This window comes from Streptomyces sp. NPDC048566, from assembly GCF_043199735.1.
Lineage (GTDB): Bacteria > Actinomycetota > Actinomycetes > Streptomycetales > Streptomycetaceae > Streptomyces.
Genome location: NZ_JBICWL010000008.1, coordinates 111,037 through 123,641, shown reverse-complemented (window position 1 = coordinate 123,641; position 12,605 = coordinate 111,037). Strand labels below are relative to the sequence as shown.

Genomic DNA, 12,605 nt, shown 5'->3' with positions numbered 1-12,605 from the left:
CGAGAGGTGGTGCCCGTCCAGTCGCCAAGGCGCCGAGCCGCCGAGCCGCCGGGGGGGGAAGACGGCCGGTCGCGCGTGGGGAGGGCACCGGCGGCTAGCCCTGGGCGGGGCCCGGTTGCCGGGTTCCACCCGCGGCGCGCCCGCCCTCTCTCGGTTCGGCCCCGCCCACCCGCCGGCCGCCGGTCCTCTCCCTCGGGCGCGTCGGTCTTCTCCCCGGGTGCTCCCCGTCCTCTCCCCCGGGCACTCCCGCCGTCTCCCCCGGCCGCTCCGCGTTCCGCCGCCCTCAAGCGCGCGTCGCGGACTCCGCCGGAGTACCTACGCCGACGCCCACTTCCGCGCCGCCGGCTTCTTGGCCGACGTCTTCTTCGCCGTCGCCTGCGTCGACTTCGCCGACCTCGTGGCGCCGGTCTTCGTCCCGGACGTCCGCGTCGCCGTCTTCTTCGCGGACGTCGTCTTCTTCGCGGACGTCGTCTTCTTCGTGGATGTCGTCTTCTTCGTGGATGTCGTCTTCGCGGACGTCGTCTTCCTGGCGGACGGGGCCTTCGCGGACGTCTTCCTCGCGGACGCCGTCTTGTCGGCGGTCGTCCGTTTGGCGGGACTCTCTCCGGCGGCCGTCCCCTTTCCGGCGGTCCGCCTGCCCGTCGCCGGGGAGGTCGTGGTGGCTCCGGCCGACCGGTCGGAGGCCCCGGACGTCCCGGCCGTGGACCGGGCGGCCGTCGTGCGGGCCGGGCTCTTCTTCGCCGGCTGCTTCGCCGCCGCCTTCCTCGCCGGCGCCTTCCCGGTCGACGGCCCCCCGTCCGCCGCGGCCGTGGACGCAGACTTCCGGCGACCGGCCTGGTCGGACGCCGATCCGCGGGCCGGTTTCCGCGGCTTCCCGCCCGCCTTCCCGCCGGCCGGCAGCGGGTGGACCTCGGCGTCCTCGCCGCCGTGGCCCTCCTCGCCCGCGCGCCCGCCCTTCCCCCGGGACTCCCTGGCGGCGCTCACGCTCTTCTCCAACGCCGCCATCAGGTCCAGGACCTTGCCGCCGCCGTCCTCGGCGGGGGCGGCCGGGGCCTCGTGGCCCTCGGCCTTCGCGGTGATGAGTTCCTCGACGGCCTCGCGGTAGTCGTCGTGCAGGTCGGCGAGATCGACCTCGCCGAGCGTGTCCATCAGGGCGTCGGCCAGGTCGAGTTCCTTGTCGCGGACGGTGACGCCGTCGTCGTGGGCGACGTCGTCGGTCGCGCGGATCTCGTCCGGCCACAGCAGGCCGTGCATCGCGATCACGTCGTCGACGACGCGCAGCATGCCCAGCCGCTCCCGGCCGCGCAGCGCGAACTTCGCCACCGCCACCTTGTTGCTTCGTTTGAGTGCCTCGCGGAGCAGGACGTACGGCTTGGTGGCCGGGGCTCCGTTGGCGGAGAGGTAGTACGCCGTGCCCATCTGGAGCGGGTCGATCCGGTCGGCCGCCACGAACGCCACGATCTCGATCGTGCGGGCGGTCGGCAGCGGCAGCGAGGCCAGGTCCTCGTCCGTGATCGGGATGAGGGTGCCGTCGGCCTCCTCGTACGCCTTGCCGATCTCGGCGGTCGCGACCTCCGCGTCCTCCAGCTCGCAGACCTTGCGGTAGCGGATGCGGCCCCCGTCGTCGAGGTGGATCTGGCGGAAGGAGATCGCATGGCTCTCGGTGGCGTTCATGAGCTTGACGGGGATGCTGACCAGGCCGAAGGCGACGGCTCCGTTCCATATGGATCGCACGTGCGGCACCCTTCCGATCACTTCGTCCCGTTGGCATACCTTTTTCGTGGGATTCTCATGGTATGACGCCGATCACGGAGGTGGAGGGGCGGAAGCTCGCCCTGAGCAACCTGGAGAAGGTGCTGTATCCGGGCACCGGCTTCACCAAGGGCGAGGTGCTGCACTACTACGCGACGGTGGCGGACGTGCTCCTGCCCCATCTGCGCGACCGGCCCGTCTCGTTCCTGCGGTATCCGGACGGTCCGGACGGGCAGGTCTTCTTCACCAAGAACGTTCCGCCCGGTACGCCCGGCTGGGTCAGGACGGCCGAGGTGCCGCGCACCGAAGGGCCCGCGCGGATGGTCCTCCTCCAGGATCTGGCCTCGCTGATGTGGGCGGCGAACCTCGTGACCGAGTTCCACACGCCGCAGTGGACGATCGGTTCGCCCGGTGTCGCCGACCGGATCGTGTTCGACCTCGATCCCGGGGCGCCGGCGACGGTGGTCGAGTGCTGCGCGGTGGCCCTGTGGCTGCGGGAGCGGCTGGCCGCGGACGGGATCGAGGCGTACGCCAAGTCGTCGGGATCGAAGGGGTTGCATCTGCTGGCGGCGGTCGTGCCCACGCCGTCCGACGAGGTCAGCGACTACGCGAAGGCCCTGGCGGTGGAGGCGGAGCAGGCGCTGCCGCGGCAGGTGGTGCACCGGATGGCGAAGAGCCTGCGGCCCGGCAAGGTGTTCGTCGACTGGAGCCAGAACGCGGGCCGGAAGACGACGGCCACCCCCTACACACTCCGCGCCCGGCCCCGACCGACGGTGTCCGCGCCGGTGACGTGGGACGAGGTCGAGGGGTGCGGGAGCCCGGCGGCGCTGTCGTTCGAGGCACCGGACATCGCGGCGCGGGTGGCCGGGTTCGGCGACCTGCTGGCCCCGCTGCTCGACCCCGAGCGGGCGCGCCCGCTGCCCTGACCCGCCTCCCCTCCCCTCCCCTCCCCTCCTCGCCCCCTCATCTCACAGCCGCAGCCACGTGTGCCGGTCGCGGGCGAGCGCGTGGAGGGCTTCCACGTCGGCGGGCTTGAGGACGCCGCCCGGCCGGCCGAGTGCGTCGAGGTCGGTGTCGCGCAGGACACGGACCTCGCGGGGCGGGGCGAGGACGTCGCAGCGGGCCGCGTCGACGACCGCGAGGACGGCGTGCACCTCGGCAGTCAGGGCGTGCGAGGCGCGGTCGGCGTCGGCCCGCAACCGGTGCAGCAGCGGGTGCGGCTCCCGGCGGCCGACGGTCACCATCGGGTCGGCGACCAGGACGCGCTGCCCGCGGGCGGGCAGGCTGCGGACGCAGAGGATTCCCGCCGGGCCGACGGCCAGGTGGTGCAGGCGGTCGCCGCCCGGCAGCGGGATCGAGTGCAGGGTGTGCCAGCCGCCTCCCGCCAGCGCGTCCAGCGCCGCGCCGACGGCCTGTTCGGCGGCCAGTGCCCGGCGGCGCGGGTCCGGGCGCAGCCGGCGGGCGGGTCCCGGGGCGCGGTCCAGGTCGACCAGGAGGGCCTCGCCGGGACGGTTCGGCGCGAGGTCGTCGTCGGGATGGAGGGCGAGACGGGCCAGTTCGGCCGCGGTCGGGACGGGCGGCGGGCCGACGGTCACGGGCCCGGTCAGGAAGGGCTCCAGCGCGCGCAGGACCTCGTCGCGCCGGTCCTCGCCGAGCAGGTTGACCCGGGCGGCCTCGCGGTCGTACCAGGCGAGGTTCCGTCCGTCCCTCTGGCACACGTAGAGGCGCTCCCGGCCGGGGCGCCCGGCCGGTACGACGCGCAGTCCGGTCATGCCGCATCACCCCCGTCCATGGGAACAGGCGGGGTGCTCCAGGGGCAAGAACCCGGTTACCTTTGAGGGGAGTTGGGGGAGTTGAGCGGGAGGCGCCGTTGCGGGGTCGCAGGAAGCAGCCGGACGTTCCGGCTCCGGGCAGCCCGTGGAGCGAGATCGTGCCGGGCCTGTGGATGGGCGGGCACCGGTTCGCGGGAGCGTCCGGCCGGGTCGAGGCCGCCGTGGTCGGGGACGAGTTCGATCTGGTCCTGTCGCTGCTGCGGCTGCCGGGGCACGGACCCGACCGGGGGGTCGAGCACCACGTGTGGGCGATCCCGGACGGGCCGCTGGACGGGACCCAGCTCACCGGGGTCATGCGGCTCGCGCGGGCGGCGGACGACGCGCTGGAGGACGGCAGGCGGGTGCTGGTCCGCTGCTACCACGGGTACAACCGGTCGGGTCTGGTCGTGGCGCACGCGCTCGTCCTCGCCGGGTACTCGGCCGACGACGCGATCCGGCTGATCAGGAGCCGGCGCTCGCCGTGGGCGCTGCACAATCAGCTGTTCGTGGAGTACCTGCGGGCCGGACTGGCCACGGCGCGGCTGCTGGAGGAACTCGCGGAGTGAGGGCGCCGCGGCGAACGGCCCGCCGACGGAGCGGCCGGGCGGGCGACGGGGTGGGAGCGCGGCGCGGACGCCCCGGAGCGGCGGCCGTGGGCCGACGCGGCCCGGCGGGGCGCCGGACGTGCGCGCCCCCTGCCGGGGTTTGCGTCCCGCGTGCCGGACGTGCGCGGGTGGGACGCCCGTACGGGAAGCGACATTCACGACTAAAAGGACATCTCCGTGGATGATGCGTAGGGTGACGGGGGCGACCGGCCCTCCCGTCCTCCCGAGCCGTTCCGGTCAGGAGCGCAGTGATCCACAGCAGCCCCGCGCGGCGGGCCTCCGGGCCGGTGCGCACCCTTCTCGGCGCCGCCGCGGCCGTGGCGCTGGCCGCCGCGGCGGCGGGCTGCGGGGACTCCGGCGAACCGCGCGGCGCGGGAGCGACGCCGACCGCGGTGGGCCCGACCCGGCTGTGGCCGCGGCTTCCGCCCGCCTCCACTCCCGCGATCGACTACGGCGAGGCGGACACCGAGACCGTGCGGGGCGTCACGGCGCCCGGCGACGACATCCACCGCGTCGACCCGCTCGCCGTGGTGCGCGCCGAGATCGCCGCGCACCCCGACCGGTACAGGGGGCCGGACGCCCCGTACGCGGAGGTCGCGCGGCAGCTCTCGTACTGCGAGGCCGGCGGGACGCGGGCCGGGACGTGCCCGATCCTCCAGGCGTACCACCGCGACCTGACCGGGGACGGCCGGGACGATCTCATCCTCGGCATCCGCTTCCCGAGGAACCAGCTCGCCGTCCGCGTCTACACGTTCCTGCACCACGACCTGGTGGACGTCATGAGCACCACGGACAGCGTGATCAGCGTGGAGCTGGCCGGCCGGGACGTGATCATCCGGTCGCCGTCGACCCTGCCGGGCTACGAGTTCCGCACCGTGTGGTCCTGGGACGGGCACCAGAACGCGATGCTCGCGACCCGGGACGAGATCCTGCGGGTGCGCCCGCCGTCCCCCCGCGCCTCCCGGACCGTGCCCCCGTCGGCGCTTCCCTCCCCGGCGTGGTCCTCCGCCCCCGCACGGCCGGCCTCCCCGGCCGCCGCACCGCCCACGCCCCCTGCCCCGGCGACGTCACCGGGCACCGGGTGAGCCCCCGGCCGCGGCTGCCCGGCTGGACCGCCACGCTGACCTGGAAGGCGACGGCGTTCATCGCGGTGATGTGCTGCGGGCTGGCCGCCCTGCTCGGCGTTCTCGTGCACGTCTCGGTCACCGACCAGACCGTCGGCGAGGCGCGCGGGCGGGCGCTCGACCGGCTCACCGACGTCACGGCCGCGTACGAGGCGGGCGACCGGCTGCCGCCGGGTGCGGGCGTCGATCCTCCCGGGCTGCCGGAGCGGCTGCGCGACCTGGCGGTGGCGGGCGACCGCGGCTCGATGGTCGGCGATCACGACCCCGAACCGACCATGTGGGCGGCCGGGCCCGCCGACGGGGGCCGGGCCCTGGCCGTGCGGTACGACTACGCGCAGGGCGCGCACACCATCGAGGCCCTGGACCGGGCGATCGTCTGGTCGTCGGCGCTCGCGATCGGCGCGACGCTGCTGGTCGGCGCCTTCGCGGTGACCCGGGTGACGCGCCGGCTGCACGCCACGGCCCGGGTGGCGCGCCGGATCAGCGCCGGCGACCTGGACGCCCGGGTGGACGACCGGCGGGCGCGGAATCCGCGGCGGGCGCAGGACGAGGTGGCGGCGGTGGCCGGGGCGCTGGACGGGATGGCGTCGTCATTGCAGCGCAGGCTGCTGAGCGAGCAGCGGTTCACGGCGGACGTGGCGCACGAGTTGCGGACGCCGCTGACCGGGCTGCACGCGGCGGCCGAGCTGCTGCCGCCGGGCCGGCCGACGGAGCTGGTGCGCGACCGGGTCGCGGCGCTGCGCACCCTCACCGAGGACCTGCTGGAGATCTCCCGCCTGGACGCCGGCCGGGAGCGTCTGGAGCTGGACGCGGAGCCGTTGGTCGCGCTGGCCGAGCGGGTGGTGCGGGCGTCGGGCACCGGCACGGAGGTCCGGGTGGTGCGCGCGGCGCGGGTGGAGACGGACCGGCGGCGGCTGGAACGGGTGCTCGGCAACCTGGTGGCGAACGCCCACAGGCACGGCGCGGGGCCTGTGGTGCTGACGGTGGACGGACCGATGGTCTCCGTGCGGGACCACGGGCCGGGCTATCCCGACTACCTCGTCGCGGACGGGCCGCGGCGCTTCCGCACCGAGGGCGGCGCGCGGGGGCACGGGCTCGGGCTGACGATCGCGCTGGGGCAGGCCGAGGTGCTGGGCGCGCGCCTGGAGTTCGGCAACGCCCCGGACGGCGGGGCGGTCGCGACGCTGACCCTGCCGCGGGAGGCGCCCCGGACCCGGCGGGGGCGGGACACGCTCTCCGATGGCGGAGTGTGACCTGCGCTCGCCGATCACGCCTCCTAATGTGGCGGTTAGTCAGGTTCGCCCGCTTTCCGGAGGAGCCCTCATGCCCCAGCGGTCCCCGTACACCCGAATCGCCGTAGCCCTCGCCGCCGGCAGCATGGTCGCGCTCGCCGCGGCGACCCCCGCCCTCGCGGACGGAGAGGGCCATGCCGCCGGCAGCGCCGGCCGCCAGTGGAGCACCGGCGGCGGCGACGGCCGGGAGTGGAACAACGGCGGCGACGGCCGCGAGAACGGGAACGGGCGCGGCGACGGCCGCGAGGACGCGCGCCGCTACAAGGGCCGGGTCACCGCCCGCGGCGGGCTCGCGCTGCGCAGCGCCCCGAACCGCGGCGGCCGGCTGATCCGGGTGGCGCGCCAGGGCGAGATCGTCTCGATCTACTGCAAGACCCCGGGCCAGAAGGTGGACGGCAACCCGCTCTGGTACCTCCTCACCGACGGCACCTGGGCCTGGGGCGCGGCCCGCTACATCGACAACATCGGCCCGGCCCCGCGCTGGTGCTGACGCCCCGCCACCCCGCGGGCGCCGCCCCCGGGCCCGTCACGGCCGCCGGTGTCCCCCGGCCGCGACGGCACACCGCAAAGGGCGGTTTGTCAGTTCATAACGGGACATCAGGTCGGCTGCTTGCTACGTTCCGGACATGACGCAGCCCGGATTGTCCGGAACGGCCGTGGCGGTGGAGCCGGCCCCTCCCGCCGTTCGCCTGCCCCGGCGCCGGGGCATCGAGTTCACGCTCATCGTCCTGGCCGTCCTGCTCAGCGTGTACGGGTACTGCGCGGTCGGGCTCGCCAGGAACGGCACCGTCCCGCCCGGCGCCGCCGGATACGGCGCCGGGCTCGGTGTGCTCGCGCTCCTCGCGCACGTGGCGGTACGGGTCCGGGCGCCCGACGCCGATCCGCTGCTGCTGCCGATCGGCGTCCTCCTCAACGGCCTCGGCCTGGTGCTGATCTACCGGCTCGACCTGGAGACCCCGGGCGACCGGGCGGCGCCCACCCAGCTGGTCTGGTCGACGCTCGGCGTCGCCTTGTTCATCGTGGCCGTCGTCTTCCTGCGCGACCACCGCGTCCTGCGGCGCTACACCTACGTCTCGGTGGTCAGCGCCCTCGCCCTGCTCGTGCTGCCGGTCTTCTTCCCGGCGGTGAACGGCGCCCGCATCTGGATCCGTGTCGCCGGGTTCTCCATCCAGCCGGGCGAGTTCGCGAAGGTGCTGCTCGCGGTGTTCTTCGCCGGATACCTCGCCGCCAACCGCACCGCGCTCGCCTACAGCGGCCGGCAGCTGCGGTGGTTCCGGCGGCTCCAGCTGCCCACCGGCCGGGTGCTCGGCCCGATCGTGGCGATCTGGCTGCTGAGCGTCCTGGTCCTGATCCTGGAGCGCGACCTCGGGACCTCGCTGCTGTTCTTCGGCCTCTTCGTGATCATGCTGTACGTGGCGACCGGGCGCACCGGCTGGATCGCGGTCGGCCTGCTGCTGGCCTGCCTGGGAGCGGTGGCGGTGGGCCGGCTGGAGCCGCATGTGCACGGCCGGGTGGCGGACTGGCTGGACCCCTTCGCGTCCATCGCGGCGGGAGACGGCCCCAACCAGCTCGCCCAGTCGCTGTTCGCGTTCGCCTCCGGCGGGCTGCTCGGCACCGGGCTGGGGCTGGGCCACTCGATCCTGATCGGATTCGCCACCAAGTCGGACTTCGTCCTCGCGACGGCGGGCGAGGAGCTGGGGCTGGCCGGCCTGTCCGCGATCTTCCTCCTCTACGCGCTGCTCGTGGAGCGCGGCTACCGCGCGGGTCTCGGGGTGCGCGACCCCTTCGGCCGGCTGCTGGCGGTCGGGCTCGCCTCGATCGTGGCGCTCCAGGTCTTCGTCATCGCCGGCGGGGTGACGGGCCTGATCCCGCTGACCGGCATGGCGATGCCCTTCCTCGCGCAGGGCGGCTCCTCGGTGGTCACCAACTGGATCATCGTCGCGCTGCTGATCCGGGTCAGCGACAGCGCGCGCGGCGGCCCCGACGGGACGGAGACACCGTGACGAAGTACATCCGGCGGGCCATCGGGCTGTGCGCCGTGCTGCTGGTGGCGCTGCTGGTCAACGCCGCCCGGGTGCAGCTGGTCCAGGCACCCTCCCTGGACGCCAGCCCGGGCAACCGCCGCCCGGCCATCGCCCGTTACGGCCAGCCGCGCGGCGACATCGTCGTCGACGGCCGGGCGGTCACCGGCTCCCGGGACACCGGCGAGCAGTACCGCTTCGAACGCACCTACCGGGACGGCCCGTTGTACGCGCCGGTGACCGGCTTCTCCTCGCAGGTGTACGGGACGACGCTGCTGGAGGGCACCGAGGACGGGGTGCTGTCGGGGGCCGACCCGATGCTCGCGCCGCTCCCCCTGTGGAACGACTTCACCCGGGCGCGGAACCCCGGCGGCAGCGTGGTCACCACGCTGAACGGGGCGGCTCAGCGGGCGGCGTTCGAGGGGCTCGGCGCGCGCCGCGGAGCGGTCGCCGCCGTCGAGCCGTCCACCGGCCGCGTCCTGGCCCTGGTCTCCACCCCGTCCTACGACCCCGGGGTGCTGTCCGGGACGGGACCGTCGGTCACGCGGGCGTGGTCCCGGCTCAACGGCGCGCCAGACCAGCCGATGCTCAACCGGGCGATCCGCCAGACGTATCCGCCGGGGTCCACGTTCAAGGTCGTGACCGCGGCGGCGGCGCTGGACGCCGGGGTGGTGGACGACGTGGACGAGCCGAGCCGGTCGCCGGACCCCTACCGGCTGCCGGGCACGACGACGCGGCTCACGAACGAGATCGAGGGCTGCGAGGACGCCTCGCTGCGCTACGCGTTCACCTGGTCGTGCAACACGGTGTTCGCGAAACTGGGCGTGCAGGTCGGGCTCGACACCATGACCCGTACGGCGGCGGCCTTCGGCTTCAACGACCGCAAGCTGCGCATCCCCTTCGCGGTGGCGCCGAGCAACTTCGATCTGCGGCTGGACAAGGCACAGTTGGCGCTGTCGTCGATCGGCCAGTTCGACACCCGGGCGACCCCGCTCCAGATGGCCATGGTGGCGGCGGCGGTCGCGGGCGACGGGAGCGTGCGGCGGCCCTACCTGGTCGAGCGGACGACCCGGCGCGGCGGCGGAACCCTGTCCACGACGGGCCCGCGGACCCTGCACCAGGCGATGAGCGCGTCGACGGCGCAGCGGATGCGCGAACTGATGACCGACGTGGTGGAGCGCGGCACGGGCCAGGGCGCCGCCATCCCGGGAGCCACGGTCGGCGGCAAGACGGGCACCGCTCAGCACGGCCTGGGCAACGCGGGCACCCCCTACGCGTGGTTCATCTCCTGGGCCCGGCCCGACGACTCGATGCAGCCGGCGGTGGCCGTGGCGGTCGTGGTCGAGGACGCGGCGGCGAACCGCGGGGACATCAGCGGCGGGGGCTTCGCCGGCCCGATCGCACGGTCGGTGATGGAAGCGGTGCTGGACACCCGCGACCGCGGAGGCAGGTGACCCTCCCGGGTCCGAGGCCCCGGACCCGGATCCGGACCGCGGTTCCCCGGACCGCGAGGGGCCGGAGGCCCGGGGAACCCGGAGGGCCGAAGGCCCAGAAGCCGAAGGCCCGGGGAGCCCGGAAGCCGGGGGCCGAAGGCCCGGAAGCCGGGGCCCCGAGACCCGAAAGCCCGGAGACCCGGGGGCCGAAGGCCCGGAAGCCGAAGGCCCGGAAGCCGGGGCCCCGAGACCCGGAGGGCCGGAGACCCGGGGGCCGGCGGCCGGGAGGCCCGGGGCCAGATACCGGAGGCTGGGGCCGGGGGCCGGACGGGGGCGCGACCGCCGGTCGAGGGGGCCGGGGTTCCGGGCGGTGACCCGGTGAGGGGCCGCAGCATGTGGACCGGTGAGGCGCCGCGCCGTGCGGCCCGTGTCGTCAGACGCCGCGCGGCACGAGTTCGCGGCGGCGCAGCCACTCGGTGCTGACGCCCGTGACCCCGGTGCGGGCGCCGACGACGCCGCCGGTGATCGCGCAGGTGGTGTCGACGTCACCGAAGCCCTCGGCCGTGCTCCACAGCGCCTCGGTCAGGTCGGTCGGGTAGCGGGCGGCGCACCACAGGGCGAAGGGGACCGTGTCGTCGGCGCGGATGCGCCGGCCGTTGCCGAGCCGGTCAGCGGCCTGCCGGGGCGGGGTGGCGAAGGGCAGGCCAGCCGGCTCCCGAACTCCGTCCCGCGTGGCGCCCGGCGGCGTCGCGGCGGCGACGGCGGCGAGGTCGAGCCCGCCGCGGGCGGACAGCGCGGCGGCCGTGGCGACCGCGATCGCGCCCGCCACGCCCTCCGGGTGGGCGTGCGTCACCTCGGCGGAGCGGACGGCCTGTTCGGCGACCGCGGGCAGGCTCGCCCCGAACCAGGCGCCCAGCGGGGCGACCCGCATGGCCGCGCCGTTGCCCAGGCTGCCCTCCCCGTCGAACAGGGCGCGCGCCAGCTCCCGCCAGCGGTGCGGCTCCACGAGCAGCCGGGGCAGCAGTTCCTGCATGCCGTATCCGTAGCCGCGGGCGGGGTCGGCCTCGTGGCCGCGGGCGAAGGCCAGGGCGAGGTCCGTCCGCCGGATCTCGCCGTGCCGGTCGAGGACCCGCAGGACGCCGAGGGCCATCGCGGTGTCGTCGGTCCAGTGCCAGGTGTCCTCCGGTGGAGTGCGCCGGGAGCGGATCTCCTCGTCGGCCCGGAGCCGGTCGCGGAAGAGGGGGAACCAGCGCTCGCCGAAGGCGTCGCCGAGCGCGAGGCCGTCGAGGCTGCGGCGGGCCGCCGGTCGGTCGGCGGGGAGCGGAGGCTTCATGGGGGTGATGATGCCGGGGCCCCGGTGCGGTCGCGAAGGGGTTTGCCTCCGGCCGGGGGCGCGTGTCGCGCGACCGGGCCGCCGCCTGCGCCAACTGGTGCCGCCCAGGGGATTGACGAGCTTGCTGACAAGCAGTCTCATAAGTTGTGACCGCCGGTAACCCGAAGATCCCGCACGACGAGGTGGATACAGTCATGACGACGGTGACCGAAGCCGAGGTGCTCCGAGACGCCCTCGGCCTGCTCAAGGACCGGGAGCAGGTGGCCGAGCGGCTCCTCGACTCGTCCGCCAAGCACTCCTTCGACCCGGACAAGGAGCTCGACTGGGACGCGCCCTTCGAGGAGGGCAAGTGGTTCTGGCCGCCGGAGCTGGTGTCGCTGTACGACACCCCGCTGTGGCACCGGATGAGCGAGGAGCAGCGCATCGCGCTGTCGCAGCACGAGGCGGCGGCACTGGCCTCGCTCGGCATCTGGTTCGAACTCATCCTCATGCAGCTGCTGGTACGGCACATCTACGACAAGGCGGCGACGAGCGCGCACGTGCGCTACGCGCTCACCGAGATCGAGGACGAGTGCCGCCACTCGAAGATGTTCGCCCGGCTCATCAGCCGCGGCGGGACCCCGCACTACCCGGTGAGCCGGGCCCACCTCAACCTGGGGCGGCTGTTCAAGACCATCTCGACCACGCCCGGTTCGTTCACCGCGACCCTGCTCGGCGAGGAGATCCTCGACTGGATGCAGCGGCTCACCTTCCCCGACGAGCGGGTGCAGCCCCTGGTCCGGGGCGTCACCCGCATCCACGTCGTGGAGGAGGCGCGGCACGTCCGCTACGCCCGCGAGGAGCTGCGGCGGCAGATGATCACCGCGCCGCGCTGGTCCCAGGAGTTCACCCGGCTCACCTCCGGCGAGTTCGCCCGGGTCTTCTCGGTGGCCTTCGTCAACCCGGAGGTGTACACGAACGTCGGCCTCGACAAGCGCGAGGCGATGGCCCAGGTCAAGGCGAGCGGGCACCGGCGCGAGGTGATGCAGACCGGCGCGAAGCGGCTGACGGACTTCCTCGACGACATCGGGGTGCTGCGCGGGGCCGGCCGCCGGCTGTGGAAGTCCTCCGGCCTGCTGGCCTGAGCCGGCTCGACGCGGGGAGCGGTCCGCCGGCCGCCCCTGCGGGAGGGAGTGTTATCCGGTATTAGACCCCGTTTCCAGGGCTTGTCCCAGAGTGAAGGGCAGATTGCCCA

At 74.8% G+C, this 12,605-nt stretch carries 11 protein-coding genes; 8 read left to right on the top strand and 3 right to left on the bottom strand.

Features of this window, described 5'->3' with window-relative positions; translation table 11 throughout:
* Positions 1 to 315: 315 nt before the first annotated feature.
* A complete protein-coding gene (locus ACGFS9_RS15880; protein ID WP_393253643.1) occupies positions 316 to 1,734 on the bottom strand; it encodes a Ku protein in 1,419 nt (472 codons plus the stop codon).
* Positions 1,735 to 1,796: 62 nt separating this feature from the next.
* Here ACGFS9_RS15880 and ligD point away from each other — a divergent pair, with 62 nt between their 5' ends.
* Positions 1,797 to 2,678: a non-homologous end-joining DNA ligase gene (ligD, locus tag ACGFS9_RS15875; protein WP_393253641.1), complete on the top strand. Its 882-nt coding sequence runs from the start codon at positions 1,797 to 1,799 to the stop codon at positions 2,676 to 2,678.
* A gap of 42 nt (positions 2,679 to 2,720) precedes the next feature.
* Here ligD and ACGFS9_RS15870 read toward each other — a convergent pair whose 3' ends face one another.
* Entirely contained in the window at positions 2,721 to 3,524 is an 804-nt protein-coding gene (locus ACGFS9_RS15870) for a nuclease-related domain-containing protein (RefSeq protein ID WP_393253639.1), read from the bottom strand.
* A 98-nt stretch (positions 3,525 to 3,622) separates the two neighbouring features.
* On the opposite strand from ACGFS9_RS15870, the gene ACGFS9_RS15865 reads away from it, so the two are divergent.
* From ACGFS9_RS15865 to ACGFS9_RS15840, 6 genes are all read left to right on the top strand, one after another.
* Positions 3,623 to 4,129 carry a dual specificity protein phosphatase family protein gene (locus ACGFS9_RS15865; RefSeq protein ID WP_393253637.1) on the top strand — a complete coding sequence of 169 codons (507 nt, stop codon included), beginning with the start codon at positions 3,623 to 3,625 and terminating at the stop codon, positions 4,127 to 4,129.
* A 287-nt stretch (positions 4,130 to 4,416) separates the two neighbouring features.
* Positions 4,417 to 5,253, top strand: a complete 837-nt coding sequence (locus ACGFS9_RS15860) for a hypothetical protein (RefSeq protein WP_393253635.1) — start codon at positions 4,417 to 4,419, stop codon at positions 5,251 to 5,253.
* On the top strand, positions 5,166 to 6,545 hold the full coding sequence (locus ACGFS9_RS15855; RefSeq protein WP_393253633.1) for an ATP-binding protein: 1,380 nt from the start codon (positions 5,166 to 5,168) through the stop codon (positions 6,543 to 6,545). The genes ACGFS9_RS15860 and ACGFS9_RS15855 overlap by 88 nt, the downstream gene beginning before the upstream one ends.
* A 70-nt stretch (positions 6,546 to 6,615) precedes the next feature.
* A complete protein-coding gene (locus tag ACGFS9_RS15850; protein ID WP_393253632.1) occupies positions 6,616 to 7,074 on the top strand; it encodes an SH3 domain-containing protein in 459 nt (152 codons plus the stop codon).
* Positions 7,075 to 7,210: 136 nt separating this feature from the next.
* Positions 7,211 to 8,587 carry an FtsW/RodA/SpoVE family cell cycle protein gene (locus tag ACGFS9_RS15845; protein ID WP_393253630.1) on the top strand — a complete coding sequence of 459 codons (1,377 nt, stop codon included), beginning with the start codon at positions 7,211 to 7,213 and terminating at the stop codon, positions 8,585 to 8,587.
* Positions 8,584 to 10,059 (top strand): penicillin-binding transpeptidase domain-containing protein, encoded by a 1,476-nt coding sequence (locus tag ACGFS9_RS15840; protein ID WP_393253629.1) that lies wholly within the window; start codon positions 8,584 to 8,586, stop codon positions 10,057 to 10,059. The genes ACGFS9_RS15845 and ACGFS9_RS15840 overlap by 4 nt, the downstream gene beginning before the upstream one ends.
* Positions 10,060 to 10,471: 412 nt before the next feature.
* On the opposite strand, the gene ACGFS9_RS15835 is transcribed toward ACGFS9_RS15840, so the two are convergent.
* Positions 10,472 to 11,371 carry an ADP-ribosylglycohydrolase family protein gene (locus ACGFS9_RS15835; RefSeq protein ID WP_393253627.1) on the bottom strand — a complete coding sequence of 300 codons (900 nt, stop codon included), beginning with the start codon at positions 11,369 to 11,371 and terminating at the stop codon, positions 10,472 to 10,474.
* Positions 11,372 to 11,565: 194 nt separating this feature from the next.
* Between ACGFS9_RS15835 and ACGFS9_RS15830 the strand changes: the two genes are divergently transcribed.
* Positions 11,566 to 12,495, top strand: coding sequence for a diiron oxygenase (locus ACGFS9_RS15830; RefSeq protein ID WP_393253790.1), 930 nt, complete (start codon positions 11,566 to 11,568; stop codon positions 12,493 to 12,495).
* Positions 12,496 to 12,605 lie beyond the last annotated feature (110 nt).

What these genes read in the sequence shown, in the direction of transcription:
- ligD (WP_393253641.1), top strand. Translation starts at nt 1,797, where the DNA reads ATGACGCCGATCACGGAGGTGGAGGGGCGGAAGCTCGCCCTGAGCAAC.
- ACGFS9_RS15870 (WP_393253639.1), bottom strand. Translation starts at nt 3,524, where the DNA reads ATGACCGGACTGCGCGTCGTACCGGCCGGGCGCCCCGGCCGGGAGCGC.
- ACGFS9_RS15850 (WP_393253632.1), top strand. Translation starts at nt 6,616, where the DNA reads ATGCCCCAGCGGTCCCCGTACACCCGAATCGCCGTAGCCCTCGCCGCC.
- ACGFS9_RS15845 (WP_393253630.1), top strand. Translation starts at nt 7,211, where the DNA reads ATGACGCAGCCCGGATTGTCCGGAACGGCCGTGGCGGTGGAGCCGGCC.
- ACGFS9_RS15835 (WP_393253627.1), bottom strand. Translation starts at nt 11,371, where the DNA reads ATGAAGCCTCCGCTCCCCGCCGACCGACCGGCGGCCCGCCGCAGCCTC.
- ACGFS9_RS15830 (WP_393253790.1), top strand. Translation starts at nt 11,566, where the DNA reads ATGACGACGGTGACCGAAGCCGAGGTGCTCCGAGACGCCCTCGGCCTG.